Origin of the sequence: Nocardioides sp., assembly GCF_036493135.1 — a bacterium.
GTDB lineage: Bacteria > Actinomycetota > Actinomycetes > Propionibacteriales > Nocardioidaceae > Nocardioides.
The window spans coordinates 35,663-54,485 of sequence record NZ_DASXQG010000043.1 but is presented as its reverse complement, the minus strand read 5'-3'; the positions used below and the strand labels follow the sequence as shown (position 1 = coordinate 54,485).

At 71.0% G+C, this 18,823-nt stretch carries 18 protein-coding genes and 1 tRNA gene; 6 read left to right on the top strand and 13 right to left on the bottom strand.

What is annotated here, in order from left to right:
- Positions 1-1,351: HAMP domain-containing sensor histidine kinase (locus tag VGJ24_RS07040; RefSeq protein WP_331499805.1), on the bottom strand; the 1,351-nt coding region annotated here is incomplete at its 3' end.
- Positions 1,348-2,007 (bottom strand): response regulator transcription factor, encoded by a 660-nt coding sequence (locus VGJ24_RS07035; protein WP_331499804.1) that lies wholly within the window; start codon positions 2,005-2,007, stop codon positions 1,348-1,350. The genes VGJ24_RS07035 and VGJ24_RS07040, both read right to left, overlap by 4 nt.
- A 115-nt stretch (positions 2,008-2,122) precedes the next feature.
- Here VGJ24_RS07035 and VGJ24_RS07030 point away from each other — a divergent pair, with 115 nt between their 5' ends.
- From VGJ24_RS07030 to VGJ24_RS07020, 3 genes are read left to right on the top strand one after another with little or no spacing between them, the layout of a single operon-like run.
- Positions 2,123-3,235, top strand: coding sequence for a hypothetical protein (locus VGJ24_RS07030; protein WP_331499803.1), 1,113 nt, complete (start codon positions 2,123-2,125; stop codon positions 3,233-3,235).
- Entirely contained in the window at positions 3,232-4,164 is a 933-nt protein-coding gene (locus VGJ24_RS07025) for an ABC transporter ATP-binding protein (protein WP_331499802.1), read from the top strand. The genes VGJ24_RS07030 and VGJ24_RS07025 overlap by 4 nt, the downstream gene beginning before the upstream one ends.
- Positions 4,151-5,017, top strand: a complete 867-nt coding sequence (locus VGJ24_RS07020; protein WP_331499801.1) for an ABC transporter permease — start codon at positions 4,151-4,153, stop codon at positions 5,015-5,017. The genes VGJ24_RS07025 and VGJ24_RS07020 overlap by 14 nt, the downstream gene beginning before the upstream one ends.
- A 213-nt stretch (positions 5,018-5,230) precedes the next feature.
- Here the strand turns inward: VGJ24_RS07020 and VGJ24_RS07015 are convergent, their stop codons facing one another.
- From VGJ24_RS07015 to VGJ24_RS06990, 6 genes are all read right to left on the bottom strand, one after another.
- Positions 5,231-5,599 carry a hypothetical protein gene (locus VGJ24_RS07015; protein WP_331499800.1) on the bottom strand — a complete coding sequence of 123 codons (369 nt, stop codon included), beginning with the start codon at positions 5,597-5,599 and terminating at the stop codon, positions 5,231-5,233.
- The gene (locus tag VGJ24_RS07010; protein WP_331499799.1) at positions 5,586-6,815 is read right to left on the bottom strand and encodes an aromatic ring-hydroxylating dioxygenase subunit alpha; all 1,230 of its coding nucleotides are present in this window, start codon (positions 6,813-6,815) and stop codon (positions 5,586-5,588) included. The genes VGJ24_RS07015 and VGJ24_RS07010 overlap by 14 nt, the downstream gene beginning before the upstream one ends.
- 44 nt (positions 6,816-6,859) lie before the next feature.
- Positions 6,860-7,639, bottom strand: coding sequence for an SDR family oxidoreductase (locus VGJ24_RS07005; RefSeq protein WP_331499798.1), 780 nt, complete (start codon positions 7,637-7,639; stop codon positions 6,860-6,862).
- A 218-nt stretch (positions 7,640-7,857) separates the two neighbouring features.
- Entirely contained in the window at positions 7,858-9,909 is a 2,052-nt protein-coding gene (locus VGJ24_RS07000; RefSeq protein WP_331499797.1) for a VWA domain-containing protein, read from the bottom strand.
- Positions 9,902-10,300: an OsmC family protein gene (locus tag VGJ24_RS06995; protein WP_331499796.1), complete on the bottom strand. Its 399-nt coding sequence runs from the start codon at positions 10,298-10,300 to the stop codon at positions 9,902-9,904. The genes VGJ24_RS07000 and VGJ24_RS06995 overlap by 8 nt, the downstream gene beginning before the upstream one ends.
- Complete coding sequence (locus VGJ24_RS06990; RefSeq protein WP_331499795.1) at positions 10,293-11,681, bottom strand: magnesium chelatase; 1,389 nt, start codon at positions 11,679-11,681, stop codon at positions 10,293-10,295. Before VGJ24_RS06990 ends, VGJ24_RS06995 begins: the two co-directional genes overlap by 8 nt.
- Before the next feature lie 255 nt (positions 11,682-11,936).
- Here VGJ24_RS06990 and VGJ24_RS06985 point away from each other — a divergent pair, with 255 nt between their 5' ends.
- On the top strand, positions 11,937-12,521 hold the full coding sequence (locus tag VGJ24_RS06985; protein WP_331499794.1) for a nucleoside/nucleotide kinase family protein: 585 nt from the start codon (positions 11,937-11,939) through the stop codon (positions 12,519-12,521).
- Between the two features lie 201 nt (positions 12,522-12,722).
- On the opposite strand, the gene VGJ24_RS06980 is transcribed toward VGJ24_RS06985, so the two are convergent.
- From VGJ24_RS06980 to VGJ24_RS06970, 3 genes are all read right to left on the bottom strand, one after another.
- Entirely contained in the window at positions 12,723-13,385 is a 663-nt protein-coding gene (locus VGJ24_RS06980; RefSeq protein WP_331499793.1) for a response regulator transcription factor, read from the bottom strand.
- 63 nt (positions 13,386-13,448) lie between these two features.
- Entirely contained in the window at positions 13,449-14,171 is a 723-nt protein-coding gene (locus tag VGJ24_RS06975; RefSeq protein ID WP_331499792.1) for a hypothetical protein, read from the bottom strand.
- Positions 14,172-14,233: 62 nt separating this feature from the next.
- Complete coding sequence (locus VGJ24_RS06970; protein WP_331499791.1) at positions 14,234-15,640, bottom strand: cystathionine beta-synthase; 1,407 nt, start codon at positions 15,638-15,640, stop codon at positions 14,234-14,236.
- 283 nt (positions 15,641-15,923) lie between these two features.
- Between VGJ24_RS06970 and VGJ24_RS06965 the strand changes: the two genes are divergently transcribed.
- Entirely contained in the window at positions 15,924-16,937 is a 1,014-nt protein-coding gene (locus tag VGJ24_RS06965) for an SGNH/GDSL hydrolase family protein (RefSeq protein ID WP_331499790.1), read from the top strand.
- On the opposite strand, the gene VGJ24_RS06960 is transcribed toward VGJ24_RS06965, so the two are convergent.
- Positions 16,924-17,790, bottom strand: a complete 867-nt coding sequence (locus VGJ24_RS06960) for a Bax inhibitor-1/YccA family protein (protein ID WP_331499789.1) — start codon at positions 17,788-17,790, stop codon at positions 16,924-16,926. The genes VGJ24_RS06965 and VGJ24_RS06960 overlap by 14 nt on opposite strands.
- A gap of 159 nt (positions 17,791-17,949) precedes the next feature.
- Here VGJ24_RS06960 and VGJ24_RS06955 point away from each other — a divergent pair, with 159 nt between their 5' ends.
- On the top strand, positions 17,950-18,729 hold the full coding sequence (locus VGJ24_RS06955; RefSeq protein ID WP_331499788.1) for an LLM class flavin-dependent oxidoreductase: 780 nt from the start codon (positions 17,950-17,952) through the stop codon (positions 18,727-18,729).
- A gap of 14 nt (positions 18,730-18,743) precedes the next feature.
- Here the strand turns inward: VGJ24_RS06955 and VGJ24_RS06950 are convergent.
- Positions 18,744-18,817: transfer RNA gene (locus VGJ24_RS06950), tRNA-Leu, on the bottom strand.
- Positions 18,818-18,823: the final 6 nt, after the last annotated feature.

Here is an 18,823-nt window from a genome sequence, read left to right as displayed (position 1 = left end):
ACGACCCGGGTGAGGAAGGGAACCGAACCTCCGCAAGCATCCCACCTCGGGGCGAGTCGCCCAGGACGATGTCCCCGCCCCTTCGCCGCGCGAGCTGACGCGCGATCGCGAGGCCGAGCCCGGTGCCGCCGCTGTCGCGATCGCGGGCCTCGTCCAGCCGAGCGAAACGGTCGAAGACCCGTTCCCGGTCGCCCACGGGGATGCCGGAGCCGTCGTCGGACACCGAGACCACTCCCCCCTCCGACGTACGGCGGAAGGTCAGATCGACGCGGGACGAAGCGTGCCGGCGGGCGTTCTCGACCAGATTGCCGACGATCTGCTCGAGCTCGAGCGGGGCCAGCGGCAGGTCACCGGCGTCGACCGCCCCGACGTCCACCACCACCTCCCCCGACTGGTCGGCGAACCTCGGCAGCACCTCCGACGGCGTGACCGGCGGGTCCGGCGGGGACGGGTGCTCGTCCACGTCGAGCCTGGCCAGCACGAGCAGGTCCTCGACCAGCGAGGACAGCCGCTGGACGTCCCGACCGAGGTCGTCGAGCTCGGCCCGGCTCGCGCCGTGGCGTCGCGCGACGTCCACCTGCGTGCGCAGCGAGGCCAGGGGGCTGCGCAGCTCGTGGGCGACGTCCGCGCCGAAGCTGCGCTCCCGATCACGGGCCGCGCCGAGCCGGGCCAGCATGGAGTTGAGCGTGACGGCGAGCGCGTGGATCTCGTCGCTCGACGCGGGCTCGGGCAGTCGCTCGTCCTGACCCGCCCCCGAGACCCGCTCGGCGGCGGCACGCAGCGACTCCACCGGACGAAGCGCCAGCCCGATCACGCGGTAGGCGATCAGGCCGAGCACCAGCAGCAGCAACGGATAGGTGACGAGCAGGACGACCACGAGCAGGTGCTGGCTGCGGGCGAGGTCGGCGACCGGCTCCGCCACGATCACGAGCGGCGCGCCGTCCCCAGCGGACGCCCGGGTCGCATACACCCGCAGGCTCGAGCTCATGCCGAGTCGCGAGCCCGGGACGGTGACCGGGGACGAGAGGGCCCGGGCGCGTTCGCTCGGCGTGAGCAACGGGGTGAGGCGGTCGCCGTTCGCCGAGGCGCTGAGCACCCGGTTGTGTACGTCGACGACCTGCACCGACTCCGAGCCGGTGACCGGGATCGGGTTCGGCAGGCGTCCGGAGGTGACCAGGTCGGCGACCTGCTGCGCCGTCGCCTGGGCGCGGCCGTCGAGGTCGTGGCGGCCGGCCACCGAGAGCGCCGCGTAGAGCGCGACGCTGCCGACGGCCTGAGCGACGGCCAGGCCGAGCAGTCCGATGACCATCAGCCGGGCACGCAACGACCGGCGCGCCCACCAGCCGGTCATGGCGCCAGCCGGTACCCGGCGCCGCGCACCGTCTCGATCAGGCCGGGACCGAGCTTGCGGCGGAGATACCCGACGTACACCTCGACGACGTTGGGCTCGTAGCCCACGCCGCGGGCGTCCCAGACCCGGTCGAGCAGCTCGGTCTTGGTGATCACGCGACCGGGGTGGCGCAGCAGGAACTCCAGGAGCTCGTACTCGCGCCGACTCAGGGATACGTCGTTGCCGGCGATGGTGACCTCTCGGGTGGCGGGGTCGAGTCGTACGTCGCCGTGCGCGAGCACCGGAGGGCGCGGGTCGCTCTGCCGGCGGAGCAGGGCACGCAGCCGGGCGACGAGTACCACGTAGTCGAACGGCTTGACGAGGTAGTCGTCGGCGCCGTAGTCGAGACCGTCGGCCTGGTCGTAGGGACCGTCCTTGGCGGACACCATCATCACCGGCGTCCACACGTGAGCCGCGCGCAGCTGCTTGATCACCTCGTAGCCCGACAGCCCGGGCAGCATCACGTCCAGCAGGACCGCGTCGTACTGCCCGTCGCGTGCCCGCTCGAGCCCGGTGACGCCGTCGAGGGCCACGTCGACGGTGAACCCGTCTGCGGTCAGCCCACGCTGCAAGGCGCGCGCCAGCCTCGTCTCGTCCTCGACGACCAGCAGGCGCATGGGCTCACCCTGACATGGCGGGCGGGCCCACCGTCACGGCGCCGGCTGAGCGCCGGTTGAGTGCCGGCACAGGTTCTCAGCAGACTCACAGCGCCTGCGAGTCATGATGGCGGACATGACCTCCCTGCAGATCCTGCGTTCCCGCAAGGCCCGCTGGGCCGTCCCCGCCGTGGCCGCGGTCGCCGTGATCGGAGCCGGACCCCTGGTCGACGCCGTCACGGCCAGCGCCCACGGCTCTCTGCCGCCCCGGACGGCGGCGCAACTGCTTGCAGACGTCAGCAACGCCCGGGTCACGGCGCTGTCCGGCACCGTGGTCGAGACCACCGACCTGGGGCTGCCGGCCCTGCCCTCGATCGCCGGCCAGGGAGGCCCGGGCGGCGGCGCCGCGAGCTTCTCCTCCCTCGTCTCCGGCTCCCACACGATGCGGGTCTGGTACGACGGTCCCGACCGCGTTCGGCTGGCCCTCCTCGGCCAGCTCGGTGAGTCCGACCTCGTGCGCAACGGCACGGACCTCTGGTCCTGGTCCAGCCACGACAACACCGCTACCCACTGGACCGTCCCGGCCGGTGAGCACGGCACGCCGATGGAGCCCGGATCGGCCATCGGCACTGCGACCACCCCGCAACAGGCGGCACAGGCGGCGCTGAAGGCGATCGATCCGACCACCCAGGTGAGCACCGACCCGACCGCCACGGTCGCCGGGCGCCCGGCGTACGAGCTGTCGCTCGTCCCTCGTGACTCGCGCTCGCTGATCGGCTCGGTCCGGATCGCGATCGACGGCGTCACGCACATCCCGACCCGCGTCCAGGTCTTCGCGCGTGGCTCGTCGAGCCCGGCGTTCCAGGTGGGCTTCACGTCGTTCTCGACCGCGACGCCGGAGGCGTCCGTGTTCGGGTTCCAGCCGCCGCCCGGCGCGACCGTCAAGCAGGGTGAGGTCCCGCGCAGCAGCTCGCACGCGCATCCCCGGAGCGGCGCCACCAGGGCCGCACCCGACGTCGTCGGAAAGGGCTGGACCACGGTGCTCGTCGCGCAGCTGCCCGCGAGCTCCGAGGCGGGCCAGTCCGGCCTCGAGGGGATGCTCGGCAAGCTCCCCGCCGTGTCCGGGTCGTGGGGCTCGGGCCACCTGTTGCGCAGCGCACTGGTCTCGGCCGTGCTCACCGACGACGGGCGCGTGGCGATCGGCGCGGTGCCGCCGCAGATGCTGTACGCCGCGCTCTCCCACCGGTGACCGAGCTCGCGGTCCGCACCCGGGGCCTGAGCAAACGCTTCGGGTCGCAGACGGTCGTGGACCGGATCGACCTCGAGGTCCCGGTCGGCTCGGTCTACGGCTTCCTCGGCCCGAACGGCTCGGGCAAGACCACCACGATCCGGATGCTGCTCGCGCTCGTCGCGGCCACCCAGGGTGAGATCGAGGTGTTCGGCGAGCGGATGCCACACGCGGCCGCCCGCGTCCTGCCGGCGATCGGCGCCCTCATCGAGGGGCCGGCCTTCCACCCCTACCTCTCGGGCCGGCGCAACCTGCTCCGCCTCGACGCCGCCGACCTGACCGCCGACTCGTCGACCGCGGTACGCCGGGTCGACGCCGCGCTCGATCGCGTCGGCCTGCTGGCCGCCGCCGGCAAGCGCTACCGGGCCTACTCGCTCGGGATGCGGCAGCGGCTCGCGATCGCCGCCGCCATGCTGACGCCCAAGGACCTCCTCGTGCTCGACGAGCCGACCAACGGGCTCGACCCGCAGGGCACCCGCGAGGTGCGCCAGCTGGTGGGGTCGCTGGCCGGCGACGGGACCACGGTGCTGGTCTCGAGCCATCTGCTCTCCGAGGTCGAGCAGATGTGCACCCACCTCGGGGTGATGCACGTCGGGCGGCTGGTCGCCCAGGGCTCCAGTGCGCAGCTGCGGTCCGACGGCGACACCGAGGCGACCGTCGAGACCGATGCGCCGGGTGACGCGGCCCGGGTCATGCGCGAGCTCGGTCTCAGCGAGATCCGCACCGGCGGGACCAGTGTCACCGGCCACCTCGGGGACGTTGCCCCCGAGAAGGTCGTGGCCGCGTGCGTCCACGCGGGCGTCGCCGTGACCGGCTTCCGGGTCGGGCGGCCGACGCTGGAGGACGTGTTCGTCTCGTTGACCGGGGAGGGCTTCGATGTCAGTGGCTGACGTACCGAGCCGGACGCTCACGCGGACGCCGCGCGCGGCGTTGTCGACCCGGTTCTTCCGCTCCGAGGTCCGGCTGATGATGGGACGCCGGCGCAACCAGGCAGGCCTGCTGGTCCTGGCGCTGGTCCCGGTCCTGATCTCGATCTCGGTGAAGAGCACGCTCTCGCAACCCGGCCAGGACGCGCCGGACTTCTTCCGCTCGATCACCGGGAACGGGCTCTTCGTCGCGCTGGCCGCGCTCACCGTGGAGATCGGACTGTTCCTGCCGCTCGCGGTGTCGGTGGTCGCGGGTGACAGCGTCGCGGGCGAGGCCAACATCGGCACGCTGCGCTACCTGCTCGTCGTTCCGGTGACGCGGTGGCGCCTACTGGTGGTGAAGTACGCCGCCGTCGTCGTCGGCGCGTTCGTGGCCACCTTCGTGGTCGCGGTCGTCGGCATGGTGATGGGCGTCGCCCTGTTCGGCGGTGGGTCGATGACCCTGCTGTCGGGGACCCAGGTCTCCTTCGGCGCGGGACTCCTCCGCGTCGTGCTCGCTGCGGCGTACCTCGCGTGCGGGCTCGCCGCGCTGGGCGCCTTCGGGCTGTTCGCCTCGACCCTGACCGAGCAGCCGATCGCGGCGACCATCGCCACCGTGATGTTCAGCTCGGCGTCGTACCTGCTGGACTCGATCCCCCAAGTGGGATGGCTGCACCCCTACCTGCTGACCCACCACTGGCTGGACTTCGGCGACCTGTTCCGCGACCCGATCGCCTGGAACAACATCGTCGCCGGGCTCTGGCTCGCCGCGTCGTACGTCGTGGTGTTCCTCGCCGCAGCGTGGGCGCGGCTGTCCACCAAGGACGTCACCAGCTGACCGGCCCTGACGGTGGTCCGCCGCCGGTCCCGCCGATCGCTGTCGGGCCGCCTTCGAACTGAGTCGGATCGTCGAAACCGGATCTGGCGACCGGGCAGGAGATGCCCGTGCCGCGGTCCGGCTCTGCGGCAGCAGCGCCCGCGGCGTACTCGTACCCGTCGCGGTCCGGCACGCCATGCCGGAACGAGGACACGTGCCCGATCCTCGGGCGGACTACGTGCGGCTCGAGCGCGGGGGTGTCGCGCCGGCGCGAGCCAGCTGACGGCGCGCATCGAGGTCGGTGTCTTCCAGGTCGACCACGGCGCGAGCGAGCAAGAACTGATCGTCGAGAATCGAGGCGAGCAGCGTGCGCGCCTCGGCGTCGTTGCCGGCGTACTCGGCCACGATCGTGGTCGCCTCGCGCAGAAATGTCCGCCACTGCTCGGCGTCGCCCTCGAGGATCAACGTCTCGATGCGATTGCGTAGGTCGCGCTCGACGTCATCCGCCGAGCCGCCACCGGTGGCTGCGAGGCGAGCGAGGAGGGGCGGCACCAGCGCCTCGACCTCCGGAGGCAGGAAGAGCCAGGCGTCAGGATGAGGCAACGCTGCGCTCCCCCGTGGCCGTCGCCTCGAGCTCGGCGATCCGCGGAAGCAGCTCGCGCAGCCGCTGCTGGAAGCGGATCACCGAGAACTCCTGCTCGTCGTTGAGGATGCCCGAGTGGTACGACGGCGCCCGGACGCCGCGCTGCACCCGGGTGGTGATGTCGACGTCCTGGCCCATGATGTCGACGTTGAGCTCGCGCATCAGCTCACGCGCCCGCCGATCCTGCTGGCCCTCGTCCGGGTGCACCAGCGTCATCGTCGTCGCCCGCGTCCGCTGCACCCCTGCGGGCTCCAGCTGCCACATGTCGATGTGGTGCGGATAGATCTCGAAGAAGGTCGTCGGCCAGATGCAGACGTGGCCCATCGCGTTCTCGAACTCCTCGGGCATTCCCGGCATCCGGCGGATCAGGCTCTGGTACTCACGCTCGCGGGGATCGCGCGACGGCCGCGTGCGGTACGGCACCCGCGACCACTCGCACCAGTCGTTGTTGTCGCCGATGGTCTCCTTGACATCGATCAGCCGGACCAGGGTCGGGTGGGCCACCGGGACGTGGTAGTCCTCGTAGTAGTTGTCGGCGAGGATCTTCCAGTTCTCCTCGAAGTCCTCGGTCCACCGAGCTCCCCCGGGGCCGCGGTGCACCTGCAGGCCGGAGACGTTCAGCCATTCGAGATACGGCCCGACCGGGCCGAGCATCTCCTCCAGCGACATCTGCTCGGGATCGGTGCAGCAGAACACCAGGCCACCGACGACACCGAGCCGGAACTGCGGCAGCGCCACCTGATCGCGGTCGAGGCACGCGAACCCCTGGCCGGACGGCGCCGCCGCCAGCTGACCGTCGAGCTCGTAGGTCCACGCGTGATAGGGACAGCGCATCACCGACCGGGTCTGACCGGTGCCCTCGAGGATCGTCGACGCCCGATGCCGGCAGACGTTCGACATGGCGCGCAGCTCGCCGTCGTGGCCGCGGACGACGACGACCGGTTCGCGGCCGACGTTCGCGGTGACGTAGTGGCCGGGCTCGGACAGCTCGGAGATATGGCCGGCGAGGATCCAGGCTCGCTCGAAGACCTCGGTGACCTCGTGCTCGTACAGCACGGGATCGGTGTAGGCGATGCCGGGCAGGCTGCGCGTGGCGGTGGACGGCTTGTCGCTGGCTCTCGACTCCGGCGTGTTCGTCGGCGAAGCGATGTCGGTCGCCAGGTGGGTGGGATCCATCGCAGGGCTCCTGACTGATTGTTCGGTCAGCCTAGCCGACCCGATCAGCGGGACGCGATGTGGAACGTTTCGGTGTTGCCGTCCACCGCGATCACCTGGCCATTGACCATCGAGGCCCGCGATGAGGCCAGGAATGCACACATGTCGGCGATCTCCGAGGGCTTGACGAAGCGCGGGATCGACTGGCTCTGGACGTACTCCCGCTGCACGACGTCGGCCGCGACCCCGCGCTGGGCGGCCTCGGCTTCGATGACCCGGCCCATGCGTGGACCCTCGACGGCACCGGGAGCCACGACGTTCGCGCGGATCCCGAAAGGGCCGAGCTCGATCGCAAGCGACTTCGTGAAACCGATCACCGCCCACTTGGCTGCGGCGTACGGCGTGCGCATGCCGTAGCCGTAGAGCCCGGCCGTGGACGAGATGGTCACGATCGCGCCCGATCGCTGCGTCTTCATGTGTGGGACGACGAGTCGGGCCAGCAGGAAGTGACTGTCGATGTTGACCGCAAGGCAGTCGCGCCACGCTCGGGGGTCGATGTCCTCCACCAGAGCCGTTGGGCCGGCGATGCCCGCGTTGTTGACGAGGACGTCGACACCTCCCCACAGGTCGACCACCCCCTCGACCCAGCGCGCCGCGTCACCGGCGTCGGCGACATCGCCGACCACGCCGTGCAGGCCCGGGTCGATCTGGGTCGCGATCCGAACGGCGGCCTGATCACGGTCGCAGATGCTCACCTCGGCGCCGTCGGCCCGGAAACGCTCGGCGATCGAGGCTCCGATTCCGGAGGCTCCGGCGCTCACGAGCACCCGCAACGGCTGGTCCATGGACACTCCCGAAATGACGGTCGGGCGCGTCAACCTACCGGCCGGCGGATCCGCTGTCAGCAGGCGACGCCTGCAAGGACGCCAACCGTGGTGAGCGCCTCGACTCCCGCATAAAGCCGATCCGGGCCCGCCGGGCCGGTGTCAGGCCGCCTTGCGAGCAAGCTCGCTGCGGCCTCGCGCCGGCCGTTTCGCCGCGACTTCGTCGCGGCTGAACGTCCTCACTCGACCCAGTGCCCGCGGTCGCCGAACCAGTCGCCGTAGTGGTCACCCAGCCCGGCCGGGCCACGGGAGCCGAGGTACGAACCCAGCACGGCCGCGCCCAGGTCGTCGAGCTCGGGGGCGACGACGCGCCCATCGACCCGCCGCGCCATGGAGTCGACGAACCTGGCGAGCCCGGGGTCCGAGCCGAGCCGGAAGAACGTCGTCTGGGCGCCGAGTCGGCCGGAGTTGTCGAGCTCGCGGACCGAGTAGGCAACGGTCAACGGGTGGGGCGGGTACTCGAAGTAGACCTCGCCGTTCGGCTCGAGGTGTGAGGTCGGCTCGCCGTCGGTGACGATCAGCAGCACCGGCTGCGCACTCGGATGCTTGCGGAAGAACCGGTTGGCCAGCAGCAATGCGTGGTGGAGGTTGGTGCCCTTGTCCCACATCGCGTCGAGGCCGGTGAGCTCCTCGATGTCCATCACCTGCGCATGCCGGCCGAAGCCGATCAGCTGGAGGGCGTCGCCGCGGAACCGCGAGCGGATCAACGTGTGCAGCGCGAGAGCGGTGCGCTTCATCGGCACCCAGCGGCCGTCCATGGCCATCGAGAACGACGTGTCCACGAGCAGCGCGACCGCGGCCTGCGTGCGCGCCTCGGTCTCGGAGACCTCGACGTCGTCCACCCGCAGACGCAGGCCTTCACGGACCGAACCGCCCTCGCCCACCGTCCTTCGCACGGCGTTGGTGATCGTGCGTGTGACGTCCCACGGCTCGGTGTCGCCGAACTGCCACTCCCGCGTCGCGCCGGACAGCTCGCCCGCCGCGCCGGCCTGACGCAGGTCGCGCTGGCCCTGGCGGCCGCTCATCCGGGTGGCGACGTCCTTGAGCAGCGCCTTGCCGAGCTGGCGCATCGCCTTCGGGCTGAGCTTGAGCTGGCCGTCACTGCTGCGCTTGAGGTAGCCGGAGTCACGCAGCGCCTGCTCGAGCCGCTGGAGCGTCCGCGCGTCGACCGCCGCGTCGTTGCCCAGCTGCTGGGCGAGCTTGTCGAGATCGATGTCGTCGAGCCGGGCGCCGTCGTAGGACTGCGCGAGCTGCTCGCCGAGGTCGTCGAGATCGGCGATGTCCTGGAGCACACCGGTGCCGTCGCCGAGGCCGAGGCCCTGCTCGCCGTCGAAGCGCTCCGAGCCGTTCCAGTCCTCCCCCGGCCGGAGCGCCTGGAGACTCGCGTCGAGCTGGGCGAGCTGCTGCATGAGCGCGGGCGAGCCGAACGCCTGCGCGGCGAGCGCCATCAGCTCCGCCCGCTGCGCGGCGGTCATGGAGTTCATCATCCGCTGGGCGGCCGCAGCACGCTGGGCCATCGCGTCGATCAGCTCCTCGACGTTCTGCGGGTTCTCCGGGAAGAACTCGCCGTGCTTGTCCATGAAGTCGGCGAAGGCTCTGTCGACAGCGGCGGTGTCCTCACTGGTTCTTGCCTGCTGGTGCTTGGACAGCAGGTCGTTGAGGTCGGTGAGCATCTCGTTGATCGCCGCGCGGTCCTCGTCCGTGGCGTTCTCGAGGGCCTGCTTCATGCCGGCGAACCGCTGGTCGAGCATCTCCCGACCGAGGAGGTCCTTGATCTTCTCGTAGTCCTCGCGCGCCTCGCGGCTCTGCCAGTCGTACGTCGACAGCTCGCTCACCGCGGCCGCGGTCGAGGGCGGCAGGTTGTCCAGGGTGAGCTCGCGCAGCGCCCGGTCTCCGTCGTCCATCGAGATGTCGCGTGCCAGCTGTCCGCGCTCGCTGAGGACGGCATGGTCGAGCAGCTCGCGAACCTCCTGGAGCGTGCCGTCGAGGTTGTGCCGCTGGGTCAGCTCGCGCCGCTTCTCCGCGATCCGGCGGGCCAGGTCGTCCAGGCCGCGCTGGCTCTGGCCGCCACGTCGCAGGAACTCCCGCATCGCCCGCTCGGGCGAGTAGCCGGCCATCACGTCCTCGCCGATCGAGTCGAGCGCCTCGGCGATGTCGACCGGAGGAGCCAGCGGGTCGGGACCTCCGTCGTACGGCGTGTAGCGCGAGCGCGCCTCGTGTCGCCTAGGCACGGGCCCGCTCCACGGTCATCCCGGCCCGCAGCGCACGCGGGACCTCGGCCACCCGGTCGACGTGCTCCAGCAGTTCCGCGACGTCGTCGGCCGACGCCGGCGAGTCCACCTCCACCTCGTAGGCGATCCCGGTCGACTGCCAGGTCTCCTCGTCGAACTCGCCTCGGGCCGAGACCTTGACCCCCGCCACCGGCACCTCGCGCTCGATCGCCTCGCGGAAGGTGTCGTTGAGCACGCACAGGGCGACCGCCACGTGCAGCACGCCCGCGCCGTTCGGCACGGTCTGGATCACCACTCCGGTGTCCGTCCACGCGTGCGGCAGCAGGCATCCCGCCGACGGATCCGCGCGCAGCGAACCGGCCGTCAGAACCACTGGGAAGTCGTCAGCCATAGACGGTCTCCCCGCCGCCGGACTCCTTGCTGATCTTGCGGGCCAGGTAGAGACCCTCGAGGGCCAGCTCGATGGCGCCGGCGCGTTCGCCGTCGTTGCCGGCGTCGAGCCGCTCGCAGACCTGGTCGTAGAGGTCGGACTCACCCAGCACGGGAAGGCCGATCAGGAAGTCGCGGGCCGTCACCTGCTCACCGGTCGTCACCATCTGTCCGGCCTCGATCCGGTCGACCAGCAGAGCGAAGTCGATGCCGCGGAAGTGGCTGCGGACGGCCTCGGCGGTCGCCGTCCGAAGCAAGTGGATGAGGATCTCGCTCTCGCGACCCTCCTCGCCGGTCTCGAACTCGATCTTGCCGCCGAGCACATCGACCGCGGGCTCGAGGTCGACGATGCGCGCGACCGGGTGCTCCTCGCCCTGGCGGGTGGCGCGGTGCAGTGCGGACGCCGCCACCGTCTCCGCCCCGGCGATCGCGAAACGGGCACTGACGCCCGACCGTTGGTCGACGGAGTTCGACTCGCGCAGGTTGCGCGTGAAGCGGGCCAGGATCTCGATCAGGTGATCCGGCACCTCCGCGACCAGCTCCGCCTCCTGCCGGACGACCGCGATCTCGTCCTCGAGCTCCGTCGGGTAGTGGGTGCGGATCTCCGCCCCGAACCGGTCCTTGAGCGGCGTGATGATCCGCCCCCGGTTGGTGTAGTCCTCGGGGTTGGCGCTGGCGACGACGAGCGTGTCGAGGGGCAGCCGCAGCACGTACCCGCGGATCTGGATGTCGCGCTCCTCCATCACGTTGAGCATCGCGACCTGGATCCGCTCGGCGAGGTCGGGCAGCTCGTTGATCGCGACGATGCCGCGGTGGCTGCGCGGGATCAGCCCGAAGTGGATGGTCTCGGGGTCACCGAGGCGGCGGCCCTCGGCGACCTTCATCGGGTCGACGTCGCCGATCAGGTCGGCGACCGACGTGTCCGGGGTGGCCAGCTTCTCGGCGTACCGCTCGTCGCGGTGGCGCCACTCCACGGGCAGCTCGTCACCGAGCTCCTCGGCGCGGCGTCGGGACTCCGGCGTGATCGGGGCACAGGGGTGCTCGCCGAGCTCGGCTCCGGCGATCACCGGCGTCCACTCGTCGAGGAGGCCGACCAGCGAGCGCAGCAGCCGGGTCTTGCCCTGGCCGCGCTCACCGAGGAGTACGACGTCGTGTCCGGCGAGGAGGGCCCGCTCGAGCTGGGGGATCACCGTCTCGTCGAAGCCGTGCAGGCCCGGCCACGGGTCGTCGCCGGCGGCGAGCTTGGCCAACAGGTTGTCACGCAGCTCGGTACGCAGGGACTTCTGGACGTGACCGGACTCGCGGAGCTGTCCGAGGGTGCGAAGGGTGGGTGCGTCTGTCATGCGGTGTCCCCGCGGCGTCGTTCGGCGGAGAAGCGAAGCGGGGGAGGCGAAGAAGGTCGTGGGGTGCTCACGTCGCCCACGCTAGTCCGGCAGGCAATCCGCGATCCGGGAACGTCGGGGGGTCAGTCCCCTGCCGAGCCGGTTCGCGACCTCCAGGTGCCGGTCGTGCTCGCGGCGCAGATGATCCAGCACCGGGTGCCGGCATGAGCGTCACCAGGTCGGTGCGACGGCAAGCGGTGAGCCAGACTTGGCCCCATGCGTCGACGGATCATCGGCATCGCCGGAGCGCCCGGTGCCGGCAAGACGACGTACGCGGAACGGCTGGTCGCCGAGTCCGAGCGGGGCGGGGTGCGGACGGCGTACGTGCCGATGGACGGCTTCCACCTGGCCGACGTCGCGCTGATCTCGCTCGGCCTCCTCGATCGCAAGGGTGCACCGGAGACGTTCGACGCGTGGGGGTACGCCGCGTTCCTCCACCGAGTGCGCGAGAGCCGCCACGTCGTCTGGGCACCGGGCTTCGAGCGCGGCCTCGAGCAGCCGCTCGCCGCGACGATCGCCGTTGCGCCGGAGGCCGAGCTGGTCGTGACGGAGGGCAACTACCTCCTGCTGGACGGCCCGGAGTGGCGTGCGGTGCGCGCGGCGCTGGACGAGGTGTGGTTCCTGGACTGTGCCGACGAGGTACGCCGAGCGCGGCTGGTCGCACGCCACGTGGAGTTCGGCAAGTCACCAGCGCAGGCGGATGCATGGGTGGCTCGCGTGGACGATGCGAACGCCGCACTCGTGGCGCAGACCCGGGGCCGGGCCGACCGGGTCCTCGATGCCACCGCGCGCGAAAGGTAAAGACCCGGGGCCGGCCTTCCCCGTCTGGCCGGGACCCCGGGTCTCCGGGGGGATGGGCGGCCCATGGGGGGTGGTCACCGTCCGGATCAAGACTCCGTTAAGGTTATATCATGCATCAGGGTGCATGGTCATGCTTTCGCGGGTCGAACGTCCCATCCAGGGAGGACGTTCAGGAGGGGTCTCGGCCGGGTGCCGCGGGCGTCAGCCCCGGTCCACGGTGCCCAGGAGCTTGGAGGCGAGCACGGCCGCCTGGGTACGGCGCTCCAGTCCGAGCTTGGACAGGATGCTGGAGACGTAGTTCTTCACCGTCTTCTCGGCCAGGAACATCCGCTCGCCGATCTGGCGGTTGGTGAGGCCCTCGGCGATCAGGCCGAGCAGCTTCAGCTCCTGCTCGGTGAGCTCGGAGAGCTCGGGCACGGTGGCCGGACCGTTGCGCACCCGGTCGAGCACCCGGGCGGTCAGCGCGGGGTCGATCAGCGAGTTGCCGGCCGCCACCTGGCGCACGGCGCCGACCAGGTCATGACCGGCGATCTCCTTGAGCACGTAGCCGGAGGCACCGGCCATGATCGCGGCGAACAGCGCCTCGTCGTCGTCGTACGACGTGAGGATCAGCGCCCGGACGTTCGGGTCGACGGCGCGGACCGCCCGGCAGACCTCGACGCCGGAGCCGTCCGGAAGCCGCGCGTCGAGCACCGCGACGTCGGCGTGCAGCGCCGGGATGCGGGCGGTCGCTTCCGCGGCCAGGCCGGACTCGCCGACCACGACGATGTCGCCGGCCGACTCCAACAACGCGCGCAGTCCGTGCCGGACGACCTCATGGTCGTCGAGCAGGAAGACGCGGATCCCCGAGGAGCGCTCGCCCATGCACTAGTTCTAGCAAGGTGCACCGCCGCGCGTGGGGAGAACCGGGCTCGTGCGGGCGATCACTCACTCCGGCAGCAGGGACTTCGGAACCCCGTCAGCGTCCAGGATCTCCGCCAGCGGCTCACCGTCGGCCGGTACGACGAACCGCAGCCGGTCCCGTCCTCGGGCGTCCCGCAGAAGCAGCCGGACAGAGCCGTCGTCCTCGCGAGCCAGGCGCAGGCGGGACCGGCCGAGGCCGTCCACCCCTCCGAAGTAGCGCTCCTGCACCTCGCGGGCCGCGTCGTCGTCGAGTCCCTCCATCTCCTCGATCATGTCCGCGATCGACCAGTCCGGGATGTCGGAGAACTCCAGATATCGCTCGATGATCGAGCCCTCCTGGACCATTCCGAACCGGAAGCCCTCGTTCTGCTCGAAGTCGTCGAAGGTCAGCGATGCGAGCTGCTCCTTGCCCGCTTCGCGTCGGCGACCGCCGAACGTCAGGCCCCCACACTCGGTGCCTTCGTCGTTGACGAACAGCAGGCCCGCCATCGCGGTGCGAGTGGTGTGCGGCACGAGCCGCCCGCGGACCGGCATCGTCTCTCCGACCGTGGAGTTGCCGAGGATGACCCGCAGGGTGCCGTCGTCCTCGACGACGTTGATCCGCTTCACGGTCAGCTCGTCCACGATCGTCGGCGGCACCTCGACCCCGACGTCACGCGCGGCCGCCTCCGCCAGTCGAAGTGCCTCGGTCGCCTGCGCGTACGCCGCCCGAGCCGCGTCCAGTGCCTCGATCACCGTCTCGCTCATGAAGAGATCGTCGCAGGATGCGACCCGTTCTCCTCGTCAGGCCGGTGAGAGCGCCCGGAGACTCAGGAGTTGGCGAGGAAGGTCAGCAGGTCCTGGCGGGTCAGCACCCCGACCGGCTTGCCGTCCTCGTGGACCAGCACGGCGTCGGCGTCCTCGAGCATCGCGACGGCGGCACGGGCGGACTCCGAGGACCCGATCGTCGGCAGCGCGGGGGACATGTGGTCCTCGACCCGGTCGGTGAGGTGAGCGGCGCCGGTGAACAAGGCGTCGAGCAGGGTGCGGTCGGACACCGATCCGGCGACCTCGGCCGCGACGATCGGGGGCTCGGCCCGGACCACCGGCATCTGGGAGACGCTGTACTCCTGGAGGATCGCCACGGCCTCGGCGATGGTCTCGTTCGGGTGGGTGTGCACCAGGTCGGGTAGCCGCCCGTCCTTGCCGCGCAGCACCTCGCCGACGGTCTGATCGGTGGTCGCCGAGTCGGTGGCGAAGCCGTACTGCGCGAGCCACTCGTCGTTGAAGACCTTGGTCAGGTAGCCGCGCCCGGAGTCCGGAAGCAGGACGACGATCACGGCGCCGGGGCCCTCGGGCGTACCGGCCAACTCGCGCGCGACCTGCCGAGCGGCGTACGCCGCCATCCCGGACGATCCGCCCACCAGCATCGCCTCCTCGCGGGCGAGCCGGCGGGTGAAGGCGAACGAGTCGGCGTCCGACACCTCGATCACGCGGTCGGTGACCGACCGGTCGTAGGTCTCGGGCCAGAAGTCCTCACCGACGCCCTCGACCAGGTACGGCCGGCCGGTGCCGCCGGAGTAGACCGAGCCGGCCGGGTCCGCCCCGATGATCTGGACCTGGGGCCCTCCTCGTTCGGCACTGCGTTCCTTGAGGTAGCGACCGACGCCGGTGATCGTGCCGCCGGTGCCCATTCCGCACACGAAGTGTGTGATGCGCCCCTCGGTCTGCTCCCAGATCTCGGGACCGGTGGTCTCGTAGTGAGAGCGCGGGTTGTTCGGGTTGGAGTACTGGTCGGGCTTCCAGGCACCCGGTTCCTGCGAGAGCCGATCGCTGACGTTGTAGTAGGAGTCCGGGTGCTCCGGGGCGACCGCGGTCGGGCAGACCACAACCTCAGCGCCATACGCCTTGAGCACGTTGCGCTTGTCCTCGCTGACCTTGTCCGGGCAGACGAAGATGCACCGGTAGCCCTTGGCCTGGGCGACCATCGCCAGCCCGACTCCGGTGTTGCCGGAGGTCGGCTCGACGATGGTGCCGCCCGGCTGGAGCTCGCCCGAGACCTCGGCGGCCTCGACCATCCGCGCGGCGATCCGGTCCTTCACGGAGCCGCCGGGGTTGAGGTACTCGACCTTCGCCAGCACCAGCGGCTCGGCAGACCCGTCCAGGTCGAGGGTCCTGTTGAGCCGCACGAGCGGGGTGTTGCCGACCAGGTCGAGCAGCGACTCCACGTACTCCATGCGGGTCAACATAGCCGCGCACCATCGGCCCAGCCGGGCGGGTGAGGGTCAGGCGACCCGGTCGTAGCGGCTGGTGAGCTCGGGCTGGGGGTTGAAGGCCCACAGGGTGTAGGCGTTGACGCGCCGCAGGATGCTTCGGATGAACGTACGCATGTCGGGTCTCTCCCATTCTTGGCGTGCGGTCGTGCTCGGTCTCTGGTTCAATGCCGGCGAGTCTTGGATCGTTCCAAGAACGCCGGTGACCCGAGTCACGCGGCGGTGGCGGCCCCGATAGGTTGGCGATATGGGGAAGGCCGCTGCGGCGCGCAAGCTGGCCTCCGCCGCCGCATTCGGGGGCGGAGGTCTGTCCGTGCTGGGCGCCGGTCTGTACGGCGTACTGCGGGGCGAGGCGGCGCTCGCCCGGCGGATGATCGGCAACGCCGACGACCCGAGGTTCCCCGACTCGACCGGGTGGTACGGCCGCGGACGACCCGGCCCGGCGATCAAGGTCGCCCTGCTCGGCGACTCCAGCGCGGCCGGGTACGGCGTCGAGCGGATCGTGGAGACTCCCGGCGCGTTCCTCGCCAGCGGCCTGGCCGCCGAGGCGGACCGGCGGGTCCATCTGCGCACCTACGCCAAGGTCGGGGCCCAGTCCTCCGACCTCGCCGGCCAGATCGACCTCGCGCTCCCGAATGATCCCGACCTCGCGGTGATCCTGATCGGGACCAACGACGTCACGCACCGGGTACGCCCGTCGCAGTCGGTGCGCTACCTCGCCGAGTCGGTCCGCCGGCTCCTGGACGCCGGCGTGCTCGTGCTGGTGGGCACCTGTCCCGATCTCGGCACGGTCAAGCCGATCCCGCCTCCGCTCAAGCAGGTCGCCCGCTCCTGGTCGCGCCGCCTCGCCGCGGCCCAGGCGATCTCCGTCGTCGAGCAAGGTGGCGTCGCGGTCTCGCTCGGCTCGATCCTCGGGCCGGACTTCGCGGCGGCGCCCGCTGTGCTGTTCGGACCAGATCAGTTCCACCCCTCGGCCGAGGGCTACCGCGCGCTCGCGGAGGTGCTGGTGCCCAGCGCCTTGAACGCGCTCGGCTTCGGCGCCGACGAGCCGCGCCGGCGTACCCGCGGCGAGGGCACGATGCCGGTCGCCACGGCCGCCGTCCGCGCCGCCCGCACGCCCGGCACCGAGCTCGGAGACAAGAAGGGCCTCTGGGTGGAGCTCCGCCGGCGTGCCCGGCTTCGCTCCGTCCCGGAGGCCCCTGCCGACGTCGACGAGGATGCCGAAGCTGTCGAGGAGGAGGACGCGGTCAGCGACGGATGATCGCCAGGATGCGCAGCAGGTTGGTGTAGATCCAGACCAGGCTGACGGTCAGGCCGAACGCCGCGCGCCACGACTCGCGCTCCGGGAGACCGGCGCGGATGCCGTTCTCGACGAAGTCGAAGTCGAGGATCAGCATGAAGATGCCGAGCACCAGGCCGACCAGCGAGAAGACGAACCCCAGCGGGGTGAGCCCGTAGAAACCGAGGTCGCCGCCGAAGACACCGACGACGAGCTGCAGGAGCGACAGGCCGATCATCCCGAAGACGGCCGCCATCACGCCCATCCGGAACTTGTTGCTCACCTGGATCTCGAAGAACTTGTACGCCGCCAGGGTGCCGGCGAAGGCCGCGAACGTGCCGATCACGGCCTGGATGACGATGCCGCCGCCGTACTGGTAGTCGAAGAACTTGCTGAACGCGCCGAGCGCGACTCCCTCGAGGGCACAGAACGCGAGCACCAGCGCGGGGCTGATCACGCGCTTGAAGGAGTTCGCCATCGAGAGCGCGAAGGCGCCCAGCCCGCCGACGGCCATCGCGGCGGAGAGCTGCGAGACCGCGGCCGGCGACAGCGTGCTGCCCGAGGCGCCCAGCGCCGGGGTCAGCACCCAGGTGGCGAACGCGAAGACCAGCACCACGAGGAGGGACAGGCCGGTCTTCTGCACGACGCTGTCGATGGTCATCGGGCCGGTGCCGGCCCGGGTGTCGCCCGGGGTGCCGACGCTCCACGTCGAGGGATCCGAGCCGTATCCCTGGTGCGTCGCTCCGCTGCCGCCGTAGACCTGATTGCCGTAGGCGTTGGTCGCCCGTCCGTTGAACTCGTTGGAGTTCCGGAAGACCGGGTTGTTGCTCTGCATTGGTCTCTCCTCAGAGGCCGGGTCGGCGACCGTCGACATGACGGTCCCCTCGCGACGATGGTAGCCAGTGGAGGCGTCGTACCGGAGGGTGAGGAGCGGAAGCACAGCCTCCGTTCAGGGTCACAGAGCGGTGTCGGCGGCGGCTGTTAGCGTCGCCGGATGCGCTTCGCGTTGAGTGTGCCGCCGTTCACCGACCCGGCCACGATCGTCTCCCTTGCGCGCCAAGCCGAAGCCAACGGCTGGGACGGGTTCTTCCTCTGGGACCACCTCCGATTCGAGCTCGACCTCGACGTCCACGACGCCTGGGTGCTGCTGGGGGCCATCGCGTCGCAGACCTCGCGGATCCGGATCGGGACGATGATCACGCCACTCTCTCGCCGTCGGCCCTGGGTCATCGCCAAGCACCTGACGACCCTCGACCATCTCAGCGGCGGCCGGGTCACGCTCGGTGTCGGCCTGGGCGAGCCACCGCAGCGCGACTTCGCCGACCTCGGCGACGAGGCCTCGCCGACCGTGCGCGCGGCGATGCTCGACGAGGGGCTGGAGGTGCTGGCCGGCCTCCTCGCGGGCGACCGGGTGGACTTCCACGGTGCCCACCTCGACGTAGCGGCGGGCCTCCGTCCGCCGCCGATCCAGCGGCCGCGCATCCCGATCTGGGTGGGAGGTGTCGCCCCACATCGCCGCCCGTTGGAGCGCGCGCGGCGGTGGGACGGGTTCATCCCGATCGCCGACTCCCCCTTCCTGCGTCCCGACGACCTCGCGTCGTACGTCGGTCCGCACCCGCGGGACGGCTGGGACCTGGTGGCGCAGTGGCCCGACGGCATCTCCCCGGACGACTTCGCCGCCGCGGGTGCGACCTGGCTGGTGAAGTCGGTCTGGCCGGGAGACGAGGGCTGGCTCGGCGAGCTCCAGGCACTCGCATCCACGCCGCCCGCATGACCTGCCGATGACCGTGCCCCCGCTGGGGGTCGAACCCAGACTGAACCGCTTTTAAGGCGGCTTCCTCTACCGGTTGGGATACAGGGGCGCTGCC

Excerpts from the sequence above, each read along its gene's own strand:
- VGJ24_RS07010 (WP_331499799.1), bottom strand. The coding sequence starts at position 6,815 with ATGGATCCCACCCACCTGGCGACCGACATCGCTTCGCCGACGAACACG.
- VGJ24_RS07030 (WP_331499803.1), top strand. The coding sequence starts at position 2,123 with ATGACCTCCCTGCAGATCCTGCGTTCCCGCAAGGCCCGCTGGGCCGTC.
- VGJ24_RS06975 (WP_331499792.1), bottom strand. The coding sequence starts at position 14,171 with ATGAGCGAGACGGTGATCGAGGCACTGGACGCGGCTCGGGCGGCGTAC.
- VGJ24_RS06990 (WP_331499795.1), bottom strand. The coding sequence starts at position 11,681 with ATGACAGACGCACCCACCCTTCGCACCCTCGGACAGCTCCGCGAGTCC.
- VGJ24_RS07005 (WP_331499798.1), bottom strand. The coding sequence starts at position 7,639 with ATGGACCAGCCGTTGCGGGTGCTCGTGAGCGCCGGAGCCTCCGGAATC.
- VGJ24_RS06960 (WP_331499789.1), bottom strand. The coding sequence starts at position 17,790 with ATGCAGAGCAACAACCCGGTCTTCCGGAACTCCAACGAGTTCAACGGA.
- VGJ24_RS07035 (WP_331499804.1), bottom strand. The coding sequence starts at position 2,007 with ATGCGCCTGCTGGTCGTCGAGGACGAGACGAGGCTGGCGCGCGCCTTG.
- VGJ24_RS06980 (WP_331499793.1), bottom strand. The coding sequence starts at position 13,385 with ATGGGCGAGCGCTCCTCGGGGATCCGCGTCTTCCTGCTCGACGACCAT.
- VGJ24_RS06995 (WP_331499796.1), bottom strand. The coding sequence starts at position 10,300 with ATGGCTGACGACTTCCCAGTGGTTCTGACGGCCGGTTCGCTGCGCGCG.
- VGJ24_RS06955 (WP_331499788.1), top strand. The coding sequence starts at position 17,950 with ATGCGCTTCGCGTTGAGTGTGCCGCCGTTCACCGACCCGGCCACGATC.
- VGJ24_RS06985 (WP_331499794.1), top strand. The coding sequence starts at position 11,937 with ATGCGTCGACGGATCATCGGCATCGCCGGAGCGCCCGGTGCCGGCAAG.
- VGJ24_RS06965 (WP_331499790.1), top strand. The coding sequence starts at position 15,924 with ATGGGGAAGGCCGCTGCGGCGCGCAAGCTGGCCTCCGCCGCCGCATTC.
- VGJ24_RS07020 (WP_331499801.1), top strand. The coding sequence starts at position 4,151 with ATGTCAGTGGCTGACGTACCGAGCCGGACGCTCACGCGGACGCCGCGC.
- VGJ24_RS06970 (WP_331499791.1), bottom strand. The coding sequence starts at position 15,640 with ATGGAGTACGTGGAGTCGCTGCTCGACCTGGTCGGCAACACCCCGCTC.